The 19,373-nt window shown below is 65.4% G+C and carries 17 protein-coding genes; 16 read left to right on the top strand and 1 reads right to left on the bottom strand.

All coding sequences use genetic code 11. From position 1 onward, the window contains the following. The first annotated feature begins 25 nt into the window (after positions 1-25). From CAL29_RS08145 to CAL29_RS08220, 16 genes are all read left to right on the top strand, one after another. Positions 26-505: a NuoB/complex I 20 kDa subunit family protein gene (locus CAL29_RS08145; protein WP_094852380.1), complete on the top strand. Its 480-nt coding sequence runs from the start codon at positions 26-28 to the stop codon at positions 503-505. 51 nt (positions 506-556) lie between these two features. Continuing rightward, on the top strand, positions 557-1,183 hold the full coding sequence (locus tag CAL29_RS08150) for an NADH-quinone oxidoreductase subunit C (protein ID WP_094852381.1): 627 nt from the start codon (positions 557-559) through the stop codon (positions 1,181-1,183). Positions 1,184-1,185: 2 nt separating this feature from the next. Next, positions 1,186-2,439, top strand: coding sequence for an NADH-quinone oxidoreductase subunit D (locus CAL29_RS08155; protein ID WP_094852382.1), 1,254 nt, complete (start codon positions 1,186-1,188; stop codon positions 2,437-2,439). Positions 2,440-2,532: 93 nt separating this feature from the next. After that, positions 2,533-3,027, top strand: a complete 495-nt coding sequence (nuoE, locus tag CAL29_RS08160; RefSeq protein ID WP_094852383.1) for an NADH-quinone oxidoreductase subunit NuoE — start codon at positions 2,533-2,535, stop codon at positions 3,025-3,027. Beyond that, positions 3,024-4,391: an NADH-quinone oxidoreductase subunit NuoF gene (gene nuoF / locus CAL29_RS08165; RefSeq protein ID WP_094852384.1), complete on the top strand. Its 1,368-nt coding sequence runs from the start codon at positions 3,024-3,026 to the stop codon at positions 4,389-4,391. The genes nuoE and nuoF overlap by 4 nt, the downstream gene beginning before the upstream one ends. Before the next feature lie 15 nt (positions 4,392-4,406). Then, a complete protein-coding gene (gene nuoG / locus CAL29_RS08170; protein ID WP_094852385.1) occupies positions 4,407-6,734 on the top strand; it encodes an NADH-quinone oxidoreductase subunit NuoG in 2,328 nt (775 codons plus the stop codon). Beyond that, entirely contained in the window at positions 6,734-7,807 is a 1,074-nt protein-coding gene (gene nuoH / locus CAL29_RS08175; protein ID WP_094852386.1) for an NADH-quinone oxidoreductase subunit NuoH, read from the top strand. Before nuoG ends, nuoH begins: the two co-directional genes overlap by 1 nt. Positions 7,808-7,827: 20 nt before the next feature. Then, positions 7,828-8,316, top strand: coding sequence for an NADH-quinone oxidoreductase subunit NuoI (gene nuoI, locus CAL29_RS08180; protein WP_094852387.1), 489 nt, complete (start codon positions 7,828-7,830; stop codon positions 8,314-8,316). Between the two features lie 16 nt (positions 8,317-8,332). Continuing rightward, entirely contained in the window at positions 8,333-8,977 is a 645-nt protein-coding gene (locus CAL29_RS08185; RefSeq protein WP_094852388.1) for an NADH-quinone oxidoreductase subunit J, read from the top strand. Continuing rightward, entirely contained in the window at positions 8,974-9,282 is a 309-nt protein-coding gene (nuoK, locus tag CAL29_RS08190; protein ID WP_094852389.1) for an NADH-quinone oxidoreductase subunit NuoK, read from the top strand. The genes CAL29_RS08185 and nuoK overlap by 4 nt, the downstream gene beginning before the upstream one ends. A 17-nt stretch (positions 9,283-9,299) precedes the next feature. After that, entirely contained in the window at positions 9,300-11,363 is a 2,064-nt protein-coding gene (gene nuoL / locus CAL29_RS08195; protein ID WP_094852390.1) for an NADH-quinone oxidoreductase subunit L, read from the top strand. After that, positions 11,360-12,862, top strand: a complete 1,503-nt coding sequence (locus CAL29_RS08200; protein ID WP_094852798.1) for an NADH-quinone oxidoreductase subunit M — start codon at positions 11,360-11,362, stop codon at positions 12,860-12,862. The genes nuoL and CAL29_RS08200 overlap by 4 nt, the downstream gene beginning before the upstream one ends. Before the next feature lie 13 nt (positions 12,863-12,875). Beyond that, positions 12,876-14,354, top strand: coding sequence for an NADH-quinone oxidoreductase subunit NuoN (gene nuoN / locus CAL29_RS08205; RefSeq protein ID WP_094852391.1), 1,479 nt, complete (start codon positions 12,876-12,878; stop codon positions 14,352-14,354). 30 nt (positions 14,355-14,384) lie between these two features. Further along, the gene (locus CAL29_RS08210) at positions 14,385-14,723 is read left to right on the top strand and encodes a DUF2818 family protein (protein ID WP_094852392.1); all 339 of its coding nucleotides are present in this window, start codon (positions 14,385-14,387) and stop codon (positions 14,721-14,723) included. A gap of 488 nt (positions 14,724-15,211) precedes the next feature. Next, positions 15,212-17,521: a catecholate siderophore receptor Fiu gene (locus CAL29_RS08215; RefSeq protein ID WP_094852393.1), complete on the top strand. Its 2,310-nt coding sequence runs from the start codon at positions 15,212-15,214 to the stop codon at positions 17,519-17,521. Between the two features lie 170 nt (positions 17,522-17,691). After that, positions 17,692-18,372, top strand: coding sequence for a Fe2+-dependent dioxygenase (locus CAL29_RS08220; RefSeq protein ID WP_094852394.1), 681 nt, complete (start codon positions 17,692-17,694; stop codon positions 18,370-18,372). 33 nt (positions 18,373-18,405) lie between these two features. On the opposite strand, the gene serB is transcribed toward CAL29_RS08220, so the two are convergent. Further along, positions 18,406-19,263, bottom strand: a complete 858-nt coding sequence (gene serB, locus CAL29_RS08225) for a phosphoserine phosphatase SerB (protein ID WP_094852395.1) — start codon at positions 19,261-19,263, stop codon at positions 18,406-18,408. Positions 19,264-19,373: the final 110 nt, after the last annotated feature.

Raw genomic sequence — 19,373 nt, forward strand, 5'->3', positions numbered from 1 at the left:
TCCGATCACGCTAGCTGAGACGAATATGGCTATTGAAGAAGGCTTACACAAGCAAGGCTTTATCACCACCAGCGCCGACAAGTTCATCAACTGGGCGAAGACCGGTTCGATGTGGCCCATGACCTTCGGTCTGGCCTGTTGCGCGGTGGAGATGATGCACGCGGGCGCCGCCCGTTACGACTTGGACCAGTTCGGGATCATCTTCCGTCCGAGTCCCCGTCAGTCGGACCTGATGATCGTCGCGGGCACCCTGTGCAACAAGATGGCGCCGGCGCTGCGCAAGGTCTACGACCAGATGCCGGAACCGCGCTGGGTCGTGTCGATGGGCTCCTGTGCGAACGGTGGCGGCTACTACCACTACTCGTATTCGGTCGTGCGCGGTTGCGATCGTATCGTGCCGGTCGATGTCTATGTGCCGGGTTGCCCGCCGACGGCGGAGGCGCTGGTCTACGGTCTTCTGCAGATGCAGGACAAGATCCGTCGGACCAACACCATCGCGCGCTGAGCGCTGCCCTGGCCGCGCACCGGTGTTGCGTGGCTCACCTACTCGTTGAAGATGATGACCAGGCTCGAAACCCTGAAAAACAACCTGCTGGCCGCGTTTGGCGATGCAATCGTGCTGAACGAGGCCTTGGGTGAACTGACCCTCGAAGTTCCGCCGGCGCAATGGGTGTCGGCCTGCAACAAGCTGCGCACCGAACCCACGCTGCGCTTCGAATCCTGTATCGACCTTTGCGGCGTCGATTACCTGACGTGGGGCAACGGCTCGCGCCAGCAGGCCGAGGAAAAGGCCGGCCGCGCGCAGGGCAGCCGCTACGCGGTGGTCGTGCACCTGCTCTCGGTCGAGCACAACTGGCGCCTGCGCGTGCGCACCTGGGCCCCCCAGGACGACTTCCCCATGGTGTCGTCGCTGGTCGAGTGCTGGCCCGGCGTGAACTGGTACGAGCGCGAAGCCTTCGACCTCTACGGCATCGTCTTCGAAGGCCACCCCGACCTGCGCCGCATCCTGACGGACTATGGCTTCATCGGCCATCCCTTCCGCAAGGACTTCCCGCTCTCCGGCAACGTGGAAATGCGCTACGACCCCGAGCAGCGCCGCGTCATCTACCAGCCGGTCACCATCGATCCGCGTGAAATCACGCCGCGCGTCGTGCGCGAAGATACTTACGGAGCCGGTCGCTGATCATGGCTGAAATCAAGAACTACACGCTGAACTTCGGTCCGCAGCACCCGGCCGCGCACGGCGTGCTGCGCCTGGTGCTGGAACTGGACGGCGAAGTGATCCAGCGCGCCGACCCGCACATCGGCCTGCTGCACCGCGCGACCGAAAAGCTCGCCGAGCACAAGACCTTCATCCAGGCGCTGCCCTACATGGACCGCCTGGACTACGTGTCCATGATGTGCAACGAGCACGCCTACGTCATGGCCATCGAGAAGCTGCTGGGCGTCGAGGCGCCGCTGCGCGCGCAATACATCCGGGTGATGTTCGACGAAATCACCCGGATCCTGAACCACCTGATGTCGCTGGGTTCGCACGCGCTGGACGTGGGCGCCATGGCGGTCTTCCTGTACGCCTTCCGCGAGCGCGAAGACCTGATGGACTGCTACGAAGCCGTGTCGGGCGCGCGCATGCACGCGGCCTACTACCGTCCGGGCGGCGTCTACCGCGACCTGCCGGACACCATGCCGCAGCAGGCCGGCAGCAAGTACCGCAGCGAAAAGGAAATGCGCCAGTGGAACGAGGCGCGTTCGGGCTCGCTGCTCGATTTCATCGAGGACTTCACCAACCGCTTCCCGGCCTGCGTCGACGAGTACGAAACCCTGCTCACCGACAACCGCATCTGGAAGCAGCGGCTGGTGGGCATCGGCGTCGTCGATCCGGACCGCGCCAAGGCGCTGGGCTTCACCGGCCCGATGCTGCGCGGCTCGGGCGTGGCCTGGGACCTGCGCAAGACGCAGCCGTATGAAGTCTACGACCTGCTGGACTTCGACATCCCCGTCGGCGTGAACGGTGACTGCTACGACCGCTACCTGGTGCGCGTGAACGAACTGCGCCAGAGCAACCGCATCATCCGCCAGTGTGTCGAGTGGCTGCGCAACAACCCCGGCCCGGTGATGATCGACAACCACAAGGTGGCGCCGCCCAAGCGCACCGCCATGAAGACCAACATGGAAGAGCTGATCCACCACTTCAAGCTCTTCACCGAAGGTTTCCATGTGCCGCCGGGCGAGGCGTACAGCTCGGTCGAACACCCGAAAGGCGAATTCGGCATCTACCTGGTGTCCGACGGCGCCAACAAGCCTTACCGCCTGAAGATCCGCGCGCCCGGTTTCCCCCATTTGCACGCGCTGGACGAAATGTCGCGCGGCCACATGATCGCCGACGCCGTCACGATCATCGGCACGCAGGACATCGTGTTCGGCGAGATCGACCGCTAAGGGCGCCGCCAGGACTTGGAAGAAAGACCCGAACCGAGAGACCCGTCCACGCCGTCGTCGTACGGGCCTCCCGCTCAATCCGGATTCAAACTTATGCTGCTTTCCGAACAGGCTTACCAGAAAATCGACCGGGAACTGACCAAGTTCCCGGCCGATCAGAAGCAGTCGGCCATCATGGCTTCCCTGGCGATCGCCCAGGACGAGCAGGGTTGGTTGTCGACCGAGATCATCGAGGACGTGGCCAATTACCTTGGTGTGCCGCCCATCGCCGTGCAGGAGGTCGCGACCTTCTACAACATGTTCGACGTCAACAAGGTCGGCAAGCACAAGATCAGCGTCTGTACCAACCTGCCTTGCGCGCTGCGCGACGGCGAACGGGCCGGCGACTACCTCAAGCGCAAGCTGGGCGTGGACTATCGCGGCACCACCGCCGACGGCCTGTTCACCCTGGTCGAGGGCGAATGCATGGGCGCCTGTGGCGACGCCCCGGTGCTGATCGTGAACAACAAGCACATGTGCGTGCGCATGTCGGAAGAAAAGCTGGATGCGCTGGTGGCCAGCTTGAAGGCACAAGGAGAGTCGGCATGAACGCGCCGGACCTGTACCGTCAATTTTCGCAGGGCCTGGAGCCCAATCCCCTGCACGATCTGTCGCAGTCGATGTGCCTGCACGGCCGCCATATCGGCGCGCAGATCCTGGATGGCCTGGACGGCCAGAACTGGCGCCTGGAAGAGTACGTCAAGCGCGGCGGCTACGAGGCCCTGCGCAAGATCCTGACCACCGGCATGAAGCCGGAGGACGTCATCGCCGAGGTCAAGGCCTCGGGCCTGCGCGGCCGCGGCGGCGCGGGCTTCCCGACCGGCCTGAAGTGGAGCTTCATGCCGCGCACCTTCCCGGGCCAGAAGTATCTCGTCTGCAATTCGGACGAAGGCGAGCCGGGCACGTTCAAGGACCGCGACATCCTGCGCTTCAACCCGCACATCGTCATCGAGGGCATGGCCATCGCCGCCTACGCGATGGGCATCTCGGTCGGCTACAACTACATCCACGGCGAAATCTTCGAAGTCTACGAACGTTTCGAGGAAGCGCTGGAAGAGGCGCGCGCCGCCGGCTTCCTGGGCGACAAGCTGCTGGGCTCGGAGTTCAGCTTCCAGTTGCACGCCTTCCATGGCTACGGCGCCTACATCTGCGGCGAGGAAACCGCGCTGCTCGAATCGCTGGAAGGCAAGAAGGGCCAGCCGCGCTTCAAGCCGCCGTTCCCCGCCAGCTTCGGCCTGTACGGCAAGCCCACCACGATCAACAACACCGAAACCTTCGCGGCGGTGCCCTGGATCATCCGCAACGGCGGCCAGCAGTACCTGGAAGTGGGCAAGCCCAACAACGGCGGCACCAAGATCTTCTCGATCACCGGCGACGTCGAGCGTCCCGGCAACTACGAGATCCCGCTGGGCACGCCGTTCTCCAAGCTGCTCGAGCTGGCCGGCGGCATGCGCGCCGGCCGCCAGTTGAAGGCGGTCATCCCCGGCGGCTCCAGCGCGCCGGTGCTGCCGGCGAACATCATGATGGAAACCACCATGGACTACGACGCCATCGCCAAGGCGGGCTCCATGCTGGGTTCGGGCGCGGTCATCGTCATGGACGATACGCGCTGCATGGTCAAGTCGCTGCTGCGCCTGTCCTATTTCTACTTCGAGGAAAGCTGCGGCCAGTGCACGCCGTGCCGCGAAGGCACCGGCTGGCTCTACCGCATGGTCCATCGCATCGAGCACGGCCATGGCCGCCCGGAAGACCTGGACCTGCTGGACAACGTCGCCGGCAACATCATGGGCCGCACCATCTGCGCCCTGGGCGACGCGGCCGCCATGCCGGTCAGAGGCTTTCTGAAGCATTTTCGTGACGAATTCGCGCACCACATCGAGCACAAGTCGTGTGTGGTCCCGCAATATCTGTAGGTCTCAGGAACAGCAATGGTTGAACTAACCGTCGACGGCAACAAGGTAGAAGTGCCCGAAGGCAGCATGGTGATGCATGCGGCCCAGAAAGTCGGGCAGTACGTGCCGCATTTCTGCTACCACAAGAAGCTCTCCATCGCGGCCAACTGCCGCATGTGCCTGGTCGAAGTGGAGAAGGCGCCCAAGGCCCTGCCGGCCTGCGCCACGCCCGTGACCAACGGCATGGTGGTCTTCACCAACTCGGAAAAAGCCAAGGCCGCACAGAAGTCGGTCATGGAATTCCTGTTGATCAACCACCCGCTGGATTGCCCGATCTGCGACCAGGGCGGCGAATGCCAGTTGCAGGACCTGGCCGTCGGCTACGGCGGCTCGGCCTCGCGCTACCACGAAGAAAAGCGCGTGGTGTTCCACAAGGATCTCGGCCCGCTGGTGTCGGCCGAGGAAATGGCGCGCTGCATCCACTGCACCCGCTGCGTGCGCTTCGGCCAGGAAATCGCCGGCGTCATGGAGCTGGGCATGCTCAATCGCGGCGAGCATTCCGAAATCACGACCTTCGTCGGCCGTTCCATCGAGTCGGAACTGTCCGGCAACATGATCGACCTCTGTCCCGTCGGCGCGCTGACCTCCAAGCCGTTCCGCTACAGCGCCCGCACCTGGGAACTGGCGCGCCGCCGCTCGGTCAGCCCGCACGACAGCGTGGGCGCCAACCTGGTGGTGCAGGTCAAGGGCGAGCACGTCATGCGCGTGGTGCCCTTCGAGAACGAAGCCGTCAACGAGTGCTGGATCAGCGACCGCGACCGCTTCTCGTACGAAGGCCTGAACAGCGAGGACCGCCTGGGCGTGCCCATGATCCGCAACGCCGACGGCACCTGGCGCGAAGCCTCCTGGGCCGACGCGCTGCAGGCCGTGGGCCAGGGCCTGGCGCGCGTGCGCGACAGCTTCGGCGCCGGCCAGATCGGCGCCCTGGCGACGGAATACGCGACCACCGAGGAATACGCGCTGCTGGGCCGCCTGGTGCGCGCCCTGGGTTCGGAGAACATCGACTTCCGCCTGCGCCAGACCGATCCGGCCTTCGACGCCGCCCTGACCGGCGCGCCGTGGCTGGGCATGCCGATCGCCGATCTCGATACGCTGGACCGCGTGCTGGTGGTCGGTTCCTTCCTGCGCAAGGACCACCCCCTGTTCGCGCAACGCCTGCGCCAGGCCGCCAAGCGCGGCACGCAGGTGCTGCTGGTCGACAGCGCCGCCGACGATCCGCTGCTGCCGGTCGCCGGCCGCCTGACCGTGGCGCCCTCGGAGCTGCCGCGCGCGCTGGCCGAAGTTGCCGTCGCGCTGGCCCAGTTGAAGGGCCAGGCCGTGCCGGCCGGCTTCGCCTCGGTGACGCCGGGCGAAAACGCCAAGCTGATCGCCGCCAGCCTGACCTCCGGCGCCAACGCCGGCGTGTTCCTGGGCAACCTGGCCGTCGCGTCGGCGCAGGCCTCGGTCCTCGCCGCCAACGCCCAGGCCATCGCCGAACTGGCGGGCGCCCGCCTCGGTTTCCTGACCTCGGGCGGCAACACCGTCGGCGGCTACCTGGCCGGCGCCGTGCCGGGCAAGGGCGGCAAGACCGCCGCCGCCATGCTGGCCGATCCGCTCAAGGCCTACATCGTGCTGCACGCCGAGCCGCTGCTGGACGCCGACAACGGCCCGCAGGCCGTGGCCGCGCTGCGCGACGCGCAATTCACCGTGGCCCTGACCTCGTACCGCTCGGCCGCCGCCGACTGGGCCGACGTCATGCTGCCGGTGGCGCCGTTCACCGAAACCTCGGGCACCTTCATCAACGCCCAGGGCCTGGCCCAGAGCTTCAAGGGCACCGTGGCCCCGCACGGCGAAAGCCGCCCGGGCTGGAAGGTGCTGCGCGTGCTGGGCAATGTGCTGCACCTGCCCGGCTTCGACGACGAAACCTCGGAATCGGTGCGCGACGCCGCGCTGTCCGGCGGCATCGAAGGCCGCCTGTCGAACCGCATCGCCGCCGCCGTCGGCGTGGGCCAGGCGCTGTCCGGCCTGGAACGCGTCGCCGACGTGCCGATCTACCGCACCGACGCCATCGTGCGCCGCTCGGAACCGCTGCAAGCCGCGCCCGCCTCGCGCGCGCCGGCCGCCCGCATGAACGGCCGCACCCTGGCCGGCCTGGGCCTGACCGCCGGTGTCAAGGTGAAGGTCGCCACCGCCGCGGGCAGCGTGGAGCTGGAGACCGTGCAGGATGACGCGGTCGCCGATCGCGCCGTGCGCGTCGCCGCCGCTTTCGAGAAAACCGCCGCCCTCGGCGGCGCCTTTGGTCAAATTAGCGTGGAGCGTGCCTGATGGAATGGCTCAACACCCTGGAAGCGCAGGGACAGGCCTTGTTGGGCGCGACGCCCTGGCTGATCATCTGGACCCTGGTCAAGATCGTCGTCATCGCGGTGCCCATCATTCTTTGCGTGGCCTATCTCACCTTGTGGGAACGCAAGATGATCGGCTTCATGCACATCCGTCTCGGCCCCAACCGCGTCGGCTTCAAGGGCCTGGCGCAGCCGTTCGCGGACGTGTTCAAGCTGCTGACCAAGGAAGTGGTGCTGCCGACGGAGGCCAACCGCATCCTCTTCATCCTGGCGCCGGTGGTCACGCTGATGCCGGCCCTGGCCGCCTGGGCCGTGGTGCCCTTCGGCCCGCAGGTGGTGCTGGCCAACGTCAACGCCGGCCTGCTGTACGTCATGGCTATCACCTCGGTGGGCGTGTACGGCGTGATCGTGGCCGGCTGGGCGTCGAACTCCAAGTACGCCTTCCTGGGCGCGCTGCGCGCCTCGGCGCAGATGGTGTCGTATGAACTGGCCATCGGTTTCGTGCTGGTGACGGTGCTGCTGGTGTCGGGCAGCCTGAACATGAGCGAGATCGTGCTGGGGCAGGGCAGGGGCTGGTTCGCCTCGCACGGCGTGAACTTCCTGTCCTGGAACTGGCTGCCGCTGCTGCCGTTGTTCGTCATCTACGTGATCTCGGCGGTGGCCGAGACCAACCGCCACCCCTTCGACGTGGTGGAAGGCGAATCGGAAATCGTGGCCGGCCACATGGTCGAATACTCGGGCATGGCCTTCGCCCTGTTCTTCCTGGGCGAATACGCCAACATGATCCTGTTGTCGGCCCTGGCGTCCATCATGTTCCTGGGCGGCTGGATGCCCCCGATCGAGGTCGCGCCGCTGACCTGGATCCCGGGCTGGCTCTGGCTGGGCCTGAAGACCTTCGTCGTGGTCTCGATGTTCGTGTGGTTCCGCGCGTCGTTCCCGCGTTACCGCTATGACCAGATCATGCGTCTGGGCTGGAAAATTTTCATCCCGCTGACCGGCGTGTGGCTGCTGGTGGTGGCGATCTGGATGCAGACGCCCTGGAATATTTGGCGCTGAGCATTAGGAAAAGGCTGGATATGGAAGCGATCAAGGATTTCTTCGGCAGTCTGTTGCTGACCGAATTGCTCAAGGGCCTGCGCCTGACGGGTAAGTATTTCTTCAAGCGCAAGGTGACCTTGCGCTACCCCTACGAGAAGACGCCGGCGTCGCCGCGCTTCCGTGGCCTGCACGCGCTGCGCCGCTATCCCAACGGGGAAGAGCGCTGCATCGCCTGCAAGCTGTGCGAAGCGGTGTGCCCGGCGCTGGCCATCACCATCGAGTCGGAAGTGCGCGACGACGGCACGCGCCGCACCTCGCGCTACGACATCGACCTGACCAAGTGCATCTTCTGCGGCTTCTGCGAAGAAAGCTGTCCGGTGGACTCCATCGTGGAAACGCACATCCACGAATATCACGGCGAAAAACGCGGCGACCTGTACTTCACCAAGGACATGCTGCTCGCGGTGGGTGACCAGTTCGAAACCGAAATCGCCCGCCGTCGCGCCGAAGACGCGCCATACCGTTGATGCCTGGTACGACTCCATGACTTTCACGACCGTTCTCTTCTACCTGCTGGCCATCGTCCTGGTGGTGGCCGCCTTCCGCGTGATCACGGCGCGCAGTCCGGTTACCGCCGTGCTGCACCTGATCCTCGCCTTCTTCAACGCCGCCATGCTGTGGATGCTGCTGGGCGCCGAATTCCTGGCGCTGCTGCTGGTCCTGGTCTACGTCGGCGCGGTGATGGTGCTGTTCCTGTTCGTGGTGATGATGCTGGACATCCGCATGGGCGACCTGCGCGCGGGCCTGAAAAAGTACCTGCCGATCGGCCTGGTCGTCGGCCTGGTCCTGGTGCTGGAAATGGCCTTCGTGCTGGGTTCCACCTGGAACCAGCCGGGCGGCCCGGCCGCCATGGCCGCGGACTACAACAACGCCCGCGCCCTGGGCGCCGCCATGTACACGCACTACGTGTACGCCGTCGAGGTCGGCGCGGTGATCCTGCTGGTCGGCATGGTCTCGGCCATCGCGCTGACCCTGCGCCGCCGCCGCGACGTCAAGTACTTCAGCCCCAGCGCCGCCGTCAAGGTGCGCGCCCAGGACCGCTTCCGCATCGTCAAGATGCCGGCGCAGAGCGAGCGCGCCCAGGCCGGCCAGGCCGCGGCCGCCCCCGCACAAGGAGAACAACAATGACGCTGTCGCTGGCCCATTACCTGATACTGGGGGCGATCCTGTTCGCCATCGGCATCTTCGGCATCTTCCTGAACCGCCGCAACCTGATCATCCTGTTGATGTCCATCGAGCTGGTGCTGCTGGCCGTCAACATGAACTTCGTGGCGTTTTCGACGTGGAGCGGCGACCTCGCCGGCCAGGTCTTCGTGTTCTTCATCCTCACGGTCGCAGCCGCGGAAGCGGCCATCGGCCTGGCGATTCTGGTGCTGCTGTTCCGCAACCTGAACACGATCAACGTTGACGAACTCGATCGCCTGAAGGGCTGACGGAGTCCGGGAAAAAAATGTCTAGCTCACCCAATCTGTACCTGCTCATCGCGCTGGCGCCATTGGCAGGCGCCATCCTGGCCGGCCTGTTCGGCACCGGTTTCCTGGGCCGTTTCGTCGGCCGCAGCGGCGCGCACCTGATCACCATCCTCGGTGTCCTGATCTCCACCATCGGCGCCTTCGTGGTGCTGGGCGACGTCCTGAACGGCGCCCGCTTCGACGGCGTGGTCTACACCTGGAGCCTGATCGGCAGCACCCCGCTGAACATCGGCTTCCTGATCGATCCGCTGTCGGCCATGATGATGGTCGTGGTGACGTCGGTGTCGCTGATGGTGCACATCTACACCATCGGCTACATGGCCGACGATCCCGGCTACCAGCGCTTCTTCGCCTACATCTCGCTGTTCACGTTCTCCATGCTGATGCTGGTGATGTCGAACAACATGGTGCAGTTGTTCTTCGGCTGGGAAGCCGTGGGCCTGGTGTCCTACCTGCTGATCGGCTTCTGGTACACCCGCAAGACCGCCATCTTCGCCAACATGAAGGCCTTCCTGATCAACCGGGTGGGCGACTTCGGTTTCGTGCTGGGCATCGGCCTGCTGTTCCACTACGCCGGCTCCATGCAGTACGGCGACGTGTTCTCGCAAGCCGACAAGCTGGCCGGCCTGACCTTCCCCGGCACCGACTGGATGATGATCACGGTGGCGTGCATCTGCCTGTTCATCGGCGCCATGGGCAAGTCGGCGCAGGTGCCCCTGCACGCCTGGCTGCCGGACTCGATGGAAGGCCCGACCCCGATCTCGGCGCTGATCCACGCGGCGACCATGGTGACCGCGGGCATCTTCATGGTGGCGCGCTTCTCGCCGCTGTTCGAGCACTCGGACACCGCGCTCTCCTTCATCATCGTGATCGGCGCCATCGGCGCGCTGTTCCTGGGCATCCTGGGCATCATCCAGAACGACATCAAGCGCGTGGTCGCGTACTCGACGCTGTCGCAGCTCGGCTACATGACGGTCGCGCTGGGCGCCTCGGCCTACTCGGTGGCGATCTTCCACCTGATGACCCACGCCTTCTTCAAGGCGCTGCTGTTCCTGGGCGCCGGCTCGGTCATCATCGGCATGCACCACGACCAGGACATCCGCAACATGGGCGGCCTGCGCAAGTACATGCCCATCACCTGGATCACCTTCCTGATCGGCACGCTGGCCCTGGTCGGCACGCCGTTCTTCTCCGGCTTCTACTCGAAGGAACACATCATCGAGGCCGCCGGCGCCGCCCACGTGTGGGGCGCGCGTTTCGCCTACTACAGCACGCTGATCGGCGTGTTCGTCACCTCGCTGTATTCCTTCCGTGTCTACTTCCTGGTCTTCCACGGCAAGGAGCGCTTCGACGTGCATGGCCACGCGCATGGACACCATGACGACGCCGCCATCACCGCCCACGAAGAGCCCGGCCACGACGACCATGGCCATGACGACCACGGCCACGGCCATCACGGCGGCCCCCCGCACGAGTCGCCCTGGGTCGTGACCCTGCCGCTGGTGCTGCTGGCCATCCCGTCGGTGATCATCGGCGCGCTGGTGATCGATCCGCTGCTGTTCGGCAAGTACTTCAACGGCGCCATCACCGTGCTGCCGCAGCATCCGGCCTTGCACGAGCTGACCGAGGAATGGAAGGGCTGGGTCGAGTTCGGCACGCACGCCTTCACCACGCTGCCGTTCTGGCTGGTGGTGGCCGGCGCGGTCATCGCCTGGTACTGCTACCTGATCAACCCCAAGGTGCCGGCCGCGATCAAGTCCAGCCTGTCGGGCCTGAATACCATTCTCGACAACAAGTACTACGTCGACTGGTTCAACGAGCAGGTGATCGCGCGCGGCGCGCGCTGCCTGGGCCGCGGCTTGTGGCAGGCGGGCGACCGCGGCCTGATCGATGGCGTGATCATCAACGGCAGCGCCAAGCTGGTGGGCTGGGTGGCGGGCATCAGCCGCTACCTGCAGTCCGGCTTCATCTACCACTACGCCTTCGCCATGATCATCGGCATCCTGGCCCTGGTGACCTTCTTCGTACTGATTCCCCAATAATGGCTAGCGAGATGGCATCCCAAACTTTCCCCTGGCTTACGCTCGCGGTCTTTGTGCCCATCGTCTTCGGCCTGCTGGTGCTGGCCGTGGGCGGCGACAACAAGCGCGGCCTGACGCTCGGACTGTCGCTGATCGGCGCGATCGTCGGCTTCCTGGTGACGATCCCGCTGTACACCGGCTTCGAAACGTCGTCGGCGGCCATGCAGTTCGTCGAGAAGGCGTCCTGGATCTCCTCCTTCAACGTCAACTACCACCTGGGCGTCGACGGCATCTCGCTGTGGTTCGTGCTGCTGACCGCCTTCATCACCATCATCGTGGTGCTGGCCGGCTGGGAAGTGATCACCAGCCGCGTGGCGCAGTACATGGGGGCCTTCCTGATCCTCTCGGGCCTGATGATCGGCGTGTTCGTCGCGCTCGACGGCCTGCTGTTCTACGTGTTCTTCGAAGCCACGCTGATCCCGATGTACATCATCGTCGGCGTGTGGGGCGGTCCCAACCGCGTCTACGCGGCCTTCAAGTTCTTCCTGTACACGCTGCTGGGCTCGCTGCTGACCCTGATCGCCTTCATCTACCTGTGGAACGTCTCGGGCGGCTCGTTCGACATCGCCACCTGGCAGAACCTGAAGCTGGGCATGACCCCGCAGATCCTGATCTTCGTGGCGCTGCTGGCGGCGTTCGCGGTCAAGGTGCCGATGTGGCCGGTGCACACCTGGCTGCCGGACGCCCACGTGGAAGCGCCGACCGGCGGCTCCATCGTGCTGGCGGCCATCATGCTGAAGCTGGGCGCGTACGGTTTCCTGCGCTTCTCGCTGCCCATCGCGCCGGACGCCTCGCATAGCCTGTCCGGCCTGATGATCGCGCTGTCGCTGATCGCGGTGATCTACATCGGCCTGGTCGCCATCGTCCAGGAAGACATGAAGAAGCTGGTGGCCTACTCGTCCGTGGCGCACATGGGCTTCGTCACCCTGGGCTTCTTCATCTTCAACACCGCCGGCATCGAAGGCGCGATCGTGCAGATGATCTCGCACGGCTTCGTCTCGGGCGCCATGTTCATGTGTATCGGCGTGCTGTACGACCGCGTGCACAGCCGCCGCATCGCCGACTACGGCGGCGTGGTCAACACCATGCCCCGTTTCGTGACCTTCTTCGTCCTGTTCTCGATGGCCAACAGCGGCCTGCCGGCCACCAGCGGTTTCGTCGGCGAGTTCATGGTGATCATGGGCGCGGTCGAGCACAACTTCTGGATCGGCCTGCTCGCCGCTACCGCGCTGATCCTGGGCGCGTCGTACTCGCTGTGGATGGTCAAGCGCGTGGCCTTCGGCGAGATCGCCAACGATCACGTGCGCGCGCTGACGGATATCAACCGCCGCGAATTCCTGATCCTGGGCTTGATGGCCATCACCGTGTTGTACATGGGTATCTATCCCAAGCCCTTTACCGACGTCATGCACGCTTCGGTACAGGCCCTGATGCAACACGTCGCCGTGTCGAAACTGTAAGACTTAGACCCCTATGCAAACCTCTATCGACTTTGCCTTGGCGGCACCCGAGATCATCCTGCTGGTGATGGGTGCGGTCGTTCTGCTGATCGATGCGGTCAGCGACCACCCGACGCGCTTCGTGACCTACCTGCTGTCGCTGGCGACGCTGGTGGTGCTGACCATCGTGTCGGCGGTCCAGTGGAGCAACGGCGTGACCGGCCGCACCTTCGACGGCCTGTTCGTCATCGACGGCCTGGGCCATCTGTTGAAGATCGCCTCCTACATCGCCGTCGGCGTCACGCTGGTCTACGGCCGCGTCTATTCGCAAAGCCGCGACATGCTGCGCGGCGGCGAGCTCTACGTGCTGGCGCTGTTCGCGCTGCTGGGCCAGATGGTGATGATCTCGGCGGGCAACCTGCTGTCCATCTACCTGGGCCTGGAACTGATGTCGCTGGCCCTGTATGCCCTGATCGCCCTGCGCCGCGACGACAGCACGGCCACCGAGGCCGCGATGAAGTATTTCGTGCTGGGCGCGCTGGCTTCCGGCTTCCTGCTGTACGGCATCTCGATGATCTACGGCGCCACCGGCCACCTGGACCTGCAGCAGGTCGGCGCGACCATCGCCGCGGGCCAGGCCCACAGGCTGGCGCTGGTGTTCGGCGTGGTCTTCATCGTCGCCGGCCTGGCGTTCAAGCTGGGCGCCGCGCCTTTCCATATGTGGGTGCCCGACGTCTACCACGGTTCGCCGACCGCCGTGACGCTGCTGCTGGGCGCCGGCCCCAAGCTGGCCGCCTTCGCCATGACCCTGCGCGTGCTGGTCGAGGCCATGCACGGCCTGGCCACGGACTGGCAGCCCATGCTGCTGATCCTGGCGGTGCTGTCGCTGGCCATCGGCAACATCACCGCCATCGCCCAGTCCAACTTCAAGCGCATGCTCGCGTACTCGACCATTTCGCACATGGGCTTCGTCCTGCTGGGCCTGAGCGCCGGCGTGGTCGCGGGCCGCGAAGGCTCGGCCGGCGCCTACGGCGCTTCGCTGTTCTACATGGTCACCTACGTGCTGACCACGCTGGCCAGCTTCGGCATCGTGCTGCTGCTCGCGCGCGACGGCTTCGAGTGCGAGAACATCGACGACCTGAAGGGCCTGAACCGCCGCAGCCCGTGGCATGCCTTCATCGTGCTGCTGGTGATGGTGTCCCTGACCGGCCTGCCGCCCACCGTCGGTTTCTATGCCAAGCTGGCCGTGCTGCAGCCGCTGGTCCAGGCGGGCCACGTGACGATCGCCGTCATCGCGGTGATGTTCTCGCTGATCGGCGCGTTCTACTACCTGCGCGTGGTCAAGGTCGTGTACTTCGACGAGCCCGTGGGCGAAGCCCAGCCGCTGCGCGCCACCTGCGCCCAGCGCGGCCTGATGTCCATCAACGGCGCGCTGCTGTTGATCCTGGGCCTGGTGCCCGGCGGCCTGATGGCAGCCTGCATCCGCGCGGTCCAGGTCTCGTTGGGCCTGTAAGGCGGCGCCCGCCGCCCAGTCCGGTCGCCGATGAACCAGACCCTGGCCGTATGGCTGCTGATCGCGCTCGCCGCGATCAGCGCTAATCTTCCCTTCCTCAATGAGCGCGTGTTCGCCCTGTTTGCCTGGCGCAAAGGCGGGGCGCCGGCCGTCAAGCCGATCTGGCTGCGCATGGTCGAGGTGCTGGTGTTCTACGTCATCGTGGGCCTCATCGGCTTCGCCTTCGAATCGGCGCTGGGCAATCCCTTCCCGCAAGGGTGGCAGTTCTACGTGATCGGCCTTTGCCTGTTCCTGGTGCTGGGCTATCCCGGATTCGTGATCCGCTACCTGCACAAGAACAGGAAGCACGACGGGCCGTCGCGCGATTGAGGCTTGCCGGCCGGACAGGCGCCGGCGCGAACAGAACCTGAGTGATGTGATGGCGGAATTCCCTCCGGGGGAATTCCGCCATTTTTCATGGTCCGGTGCTTCATGGAGTCGGGACGTTCCCGGCGCATGAACGGACGCGTGGCTTTTTGCCGACAAAAGTTCCTGTCGGCGCTGTGTTCATAAATATGAAGATTGTGGAAATAGTTCGCGATATGTATGATTCGTGAACACATCCAAACAAGAATCATTTTTGTTCTCGTTGTTAAACACCTTGGCGTTCGAGATGCCATCCGCCCGGGGGGAAGCAGGGGTCCGGGCCGATTCTTGGTTGGATTCCCCATAAAAACCGGAAATCCAATGAGCACGCGCGTTCGCAGCATCGATACCTGTCTGTAAAGGTCTCCAGGCGAGGGGAAGGGCACGGCCGTTCGCAGTCCGCGTGGCCCTTTCGAAGAAAAACATCGGACTTTCGTTCAGGTATTCATTTCATGTCATACATCAAGAATCGCAAGGGCGCGCCGGCAAGGGCGCTGGCCCAAGGCAGCGCCATGGGTACGGCCGCTGCATCCGTCCTGGCCACACTCGCGCTGGGCCCGGCGCCCGCCATGGCGCAGAGCGCCGCGTCGTCGGCCAATACGACCACGCTGGCGCCGGTCAAGGTCACCGGCGACACCGGCAACGCCTACAAGGCGGGCAAGCTGGAATCGCCCAAGTTCACGCAGCCGCTGGTGGACACCACCCAGACCGTGCAGGTGATCACGCAGCAGCAGATGAAGGACCAGCAGGCCACCACGCTGACGGAAGCCATGCGCAACGTCGCCGGCGCCGGTACCTTCTTCGCCGGCGAGAACGGCAACACCAGCACGGGCGACACGATCTACCTGCGCGGTTTCGACACTTCGAACAGCATCTATATCGACGGCATCCGCGACACGGCCTCGGTCAAGCGCGACATGTTCAACTACGACTCGGTCGAAGTCATCAAGGGCCCGTCCGGTTCGGACTACGGCCGCAGCGCGCCCAGCGGCTCGATCAACCTGAACACCAAGCAGCCCAAGCTGGAAGACAGCTTCGACGCCAGCTTCGGCATCGGCAGCGCCCGCTACAAGCGCGGCACCCTGGACTGGAATCGCCAGCTCGGCGACACCTCGGCCTTCCGCCTGAACGTGATGGGGCTGGACTCGGACCAGGCCGGCCGCAAGGAAGTCGAGAACAACCGCTGGGGCGTGGCGCCCTCGTTCGCCTGGGGCCTGGGCACCGAGAACCGCGTGTACGTCGATTTCATGCACCTGCGGCAGACCAACGTGCCGGATGGCGGCGTGCCCACCGTGGGCCTGCCCGGCTACAGCGCGCCGAGCGCGGCGCTGGGTTTCCTGAACAACGCCCCGCGCGTCGACACCAACAATTTCTACGGCACGTCCTCGGACCACGACTACGTGACCACGGACATGGCGACGATACGGCTGGAGCACGACTTCAACGCCAATACCACGCTGCGCAACACCACCCGCTGGGCGCGCACTAAGGAAAACTACCTGCTGTCGTCGTTCCTGGTGTCCGGCCTGCAGGCGGGCTATCGGGCCAACGATCCCTCGACCTGGTACGTGGCGCGCACGCCCAACCTGAAGAACGTCAGCAACCGCATCATCACCAACCAGACCAACCTGACGACCAAGTTCGACACCGGGCCGCTGAAGCATGACGTCAGCGCGGGTTTCGAACTGACGCGCGAAATGCAGGAAAACTACGGGATGAGCACGCCGGTCGCGACGGCGTTCAACCTGTACCACCCCGACAGCAGCGTCAGCGCGATGGGGATCCACAACAACGGCGCCGACGCGCATGCGCAGACCGACACCGTCGCCGCGTATATCTTCGACACGGTCGACGTGAACGACTGGTGGCAGGTCAACGGCGGCATCCGCGTGGACCACTACCGCACGACCTACGACAGCGCCACCGCCTGCGGCGGCACGGGCCGCACCGTCGTGCCTTGCGGCGGCGCGCCGACGGGTACGCCCATCACCACCATCGACACCAAGGCGTCGGGCAACCTGGTCGACTGGAAGCTGGGCACCTTGTTCCGCGTGGCGCCCAACGGCAATATCTACGCCAACTACGCGGTGTCGCAGCAGCCGCCGGGCGGGGCCAGCTTCACGCTGGCGGCCGACGGCGCCAACGCCAACAGCCCCGATTTCAAGCCGCAGAAGGCCAAGACCGCCGAACTGGGCACCAAGTGGGAGTTCTTCGACCGCAACCTGCTGGTCTCCGCCGCGCTGTTCCGCACCGAAGTCGAGAACGACGTGCAGACCGAGCCGGACGGCACGATCTCGCAGACCGCGAAAAAGCGCGTGCAGGGCCTGGAGCTGGGCCTGGGCGGCCAGATCACGCCGAACTGGTCCGCCACGGCCGGCTACACGATCCAGAACGCCACGGTGGAAAACGGTCCGGCGGTCACGCAGGCGGGCAACAACAACCTGAGCTACACGCCCAAGCACGCCTTCACGACATGGACGACCTACCAACTGCCCTACGGCTTCCGCCTCGGCGGCGGCGCGCGCTACGTGGGCAGCATGAGCCGCGGCACGGACGGCGCGGTGGGAACGCCGGACCACGTGCAGTCCTACTGGGTCTTCGACGCCATGGCCGGCTATACGGTGAACAAGAACCTGGACTTCCAGTTCAACGTCTACAACCTGTTCAACAAGGACTATGTGGCGGCGATCAACAAGAGCGGCTATCGTTACTTCCCGGGCGCGCCGCGCACGGTGCTGCTGACGGCGAATATCCACTTCTGATCGCGGATGCCGGGGAAGCCCACCCCGTACCCGCTTCGCGGGCCCCCTCAAGGGGGCGGCGTTGGCGGACCGGCAAAGCCGGCTCCGCTACGCCCTGGATGGGTACCGAGGCTTGCGCTCGGCCTTTTTTTGCAGGCAGGCCGCTTGAAGGTGAAGACGAGGCAATCGACATGATGCTGCACATACCCCAGATCCTGCGGCCCGAAGAGGTGCAGGAGATGCGCCGCCGCCTGGACGCGGGTTCCTGGGTGGACGGCCGGGCGACCGTGGGTACGCAGGGCGCCACGGTCAAGCGCAACCGCCAGCTCGACGAGAACTCGGAGCTGGCGCAGGCGCTGGGCGAATACGTGCTGCGCGCGCTGGCCCGCAATCCCGTCTATTTCTCGGCCGCCTTGCCCGCGCGCACGGTGCGGCCGCTGTTCAACAAGTACGCGTCGGCCGAGACCTACGGTTTTCACGTCGACGGCGCCGTGCGCACGTTTCCGGGCCCGGCCGGCTGGCTGCGCACCGACCTGTCGGCCACCCTGTTCCTGTGCGACCCGGAGGAATACGAAGGCGGCGAGCTGACCGTGCGTGACACCTATGGCGAGCATGCCGTCAAGCTGCCCGCCGGCGACATGGTGCTATACCCCGCCAGCAGCCTGCATTGCGTCACCCCCGTCACGCGGGGCGAACGCACCGGCTGCTTTTTCTGGATCCAGAGCATGGTACGCGATGCCGGGCGCCGCCAGATGCTGTTCGAGCTGGACCAGACCATCCAGGCGCTGCGCACGCAGCACGGCGAGAACGAGCATACGCTCGCGCTGACGAACCATTATCACAACCTGCTGCGCGAATGGACCGAGGTCTAGTCCATCGAATGCATTTCGCATTTCAGCCCAAGGTCACGCCTCGAACCAGTTCAGCACGCCGTCCAGTCCGGACACGTTGAGCGCATAGCGCGTCTGCTCGCGCACGATGGGCTTGGCGTGATAGGCCACGGACCAGCCCGCGGCGCCCAGCATCTGCAGGTCGTTGGCGCCGTCGCCCATGGCGATGACCTGCTCCGGCGCCGCGCCATGCCGGCGGGCGAATTCCCGCAGGCGCACGGCCTTGCCCTGCGCGTCGATGATCTCGCCGCGCACCTTGCCGGTCAGCACGCCGTTTTCGATCTCCAGATCATTGGCCTGGGCGCTGTCCAGCTTCAGGCGCTCGCGCAGCCGGTCGGTGAAGAAGGTGAAGCCGCCCGACACCAGCATGACCTTGATGCCGGCCGCCTGCGCGGTTTCGATCAGGCGTTCCGCGCCCGGGTTCAGGCGCAGACGCTCCGCGTAGACCTGCTCCAGCGCGCGCGCCGGCAGGCCGGCCAGCAGCGCGACGCGGCGGCGCAGGCTTTCGGAGAAATCGGCGATCTCGCCCCGCATGGCGGCCTCGGTGATTTCCGCCACCTTGGGCTTGACGCCCGCGATGTCGGCGATTTCGTCGATGCATTCGATGTTGATCAGCGTCGAGTCCATGTCCATCACCAGCACCTTGCAGTCCGACAGGCGGCTGCCCTTGGGCACGAAGGCCTGGTCGATGCCGTTGCGCTCGCACCAGTCGCGCACCTCGGCGCGGGTGGCGGCGTCGGTCTGCACGTCGAGCAGGCGGGCGGCGGTGGCGCTCAGGCGTTGCAGGCCCTGGGCCTGCGCCAGGGCGGCGACTTGCTCGGCCTGTTCGGCCGAGAGGGTGAGCGATTGCAGGACCAGGTGGTGGATCGTCATGGCGGGAAGGAGGATGGTGGGTGCGGTGATGGCCGCCGATCCGGTCCCGGGGAACAGGACGGGCCGGCGGCCGGGGCAGGGTCAGGTTTGCGAGGGTCGTTTCATGGCGG

Origin of the sequence: Bordetella genomosp. 10, assembly GCF_002261225.1 — a bacterium.
Lineage (GTDB): Bacteria > Pseudomonadota > Gammaproteobacteria > Burkholderiales > Burkholderiaceae_B > Bordetella_C.

Coding starts and splice junctions, on each gene's coding strand:
- CAL29_RS08145 (WP_094852380.1), top strand. CDS start 26: ATGGCTATTGAAGAAGGCTTACACAAGCAAGGCTTTATCACCACCAGC.
- CAL29_RS08150 (WP_094852381.1), top strand. CDS start 557: ATGATGACCAGGCTCGAAACCCTGAAAAACAACCTGCTGGCCGCGTTT.
- CAL29_RS08155 (WP_094852382.1), top strand. CDS start 1,186: ATGGCTGAAATCAAGAACTACACGCTGAACTTCGGTCCGCAGCACCCG.
- nuoE (WP_094852383.1), top strand. CDS start 2,533: ATGCTGCTTTCCGAACAGGCTTACCAGAAAATCGACCGGGAACTGACC.
- nuoF (WP_094852384.1), top strand. CDS start 3,024: ATGAACGCGCCGGACCTGTACCGTCAATTTTCGCAGGGCCTGGAGCCC.
- nuoG (WP_094852385.1), top strand. CDS start 4,407: ATGGTTGAACTAACCGTCGACGGCAACAAGGTAGAAGTGCCCGAAGGC.
- nuoH (WP_094852386.1), top strand. CDS start 6,734: ATGGAATGGCTCAACACCCTGGAAGCGCAGGGACAGGCCTTGTTGGGC.
- nuoI (WP_094852387.1), top strand. CDS start 7,828: ATGGAAGCGATCAAGGATTTCTTCGGCAGTCTGTTGCTGACCGAATTG.
- CAL29_RS08185 (WP_094852388.1), top strand. CDS start 8,333: ATGACTTTCACGACCGTTCTCTTCTACCTGCTGGCCATCGTCCTGGTG.
- nuoK (WP_094852389.1), top strand. CDS start 8,974: ATGACGCTGTCGCTGGCCCATTACCTGATACTGGGGGCGATCCTGTTC.
- nuoL (WP_094852390.1), top strand. CDS start 9,300: ATGTCTAGCTCACCCAATCTGTACCTGCTCATCGCGCTGGCGCCATTG.
- nuoN (WP_094852391.1), top strand. CDS start 12,876: ATGCAAACCTCTATCGACTTTGCCTTGGCGGCACCCGAGATCATCCTG.
- CAL29_RS08210 (WP_094852392.1), top strand. CDS start 14,385: ATGAACCAGACCCTGGCCGTATGGCTGCTGATCGCGCTCGCCGCGATC.
- CAL29_RS08215 (WP_094852393.1), top strand. CDS start 15,212: ATGTCATACATCAAGAATCGCAAGGGCGCGCCGGCAAGGGCGCTGGCC.
- CAL29_RS08220 (WP_094852394.1), top strand. CDS start 17,692: ATGATGCTGCACATACCCCAGATCCTGCGGCCCGAAGAGGTGCAGGAG.
- serB (WP_094852395.1), bottom strand. CDS start 19,263: ATGACGATCCACCACCTGGTCCTGCAATCGCTCACCCTCTCGGCCGAA.